Source organism: Vibrio sp. 378 (assembly GCF_033339435.1).
Genome location: NZ_JAWOUO010000803.1, coordinates 1 through 603 on the forward strand (window position 1 = coordinate 1; position 603 = coordinate 603).

Below are 603 nucleotides of genomic sequence, written 5' to 3' on the forward strand. Positions count from 1 at the left end.
TTAAGTACAAATTATGTTGAGGTTTATGAATATGAAAGTAATAAAACAAAATACGAAACAATTATCCTTGCCAGAAATAAGTTTTTCTAAGTTAGTTGTACAAACCATAAATTTTTATACTAGAGTATTTCGCGTGTTGTTTGGTGGTGAGTTGAGGCATCGGTACTCAAGAAAGCAAAACGTACGGGCATCCGAAGAGCTAAGCGACCATATGAAAAGAGACCTTGGTTTGTGAAGTCATAAATAAAACAACAGCTCAATAAGCCGAACCTTTGGTTATGAGGTTCTGTTTTTACACCTCAAATTTCCATGAAAAAATAAATTATTACACTGACGTATACACGAGATCGTTGATAAGGCTTGGTATAGCCGTTCCAAACATTGCTTCAACCTGAGGTACCATTGCTGGGTTGAAGCAGTGACAATCAGCAGATAAAAGCAGTATGGGAAGGAATTGCAAAAAAGTTTAATGGGCTTGGATTGTCTGGAATCTCAATGGCTTGCACTGGGTTGGCCTTAGTTATTGCAAGTCCACAGGAACCACTATTACAATGCGCATTATATCTGCTTATGTTGAATGCGATTGCATATGCTAGTCCTATA

1 pseudogene is annotated in these 603 nt (G+C 37.3%); it reads left to right on the top strand.

Annotation, left to right across the window (positions count from 1 at the left end):
- Positions 1 to 417: 417 nt before the first annotated feature.
- Positions 418 to 603 (top strand): annotated as a pseudogene (locus R7Q48_RS28940) (DUF3693 domain-containing protein); the annotation flags it as partial.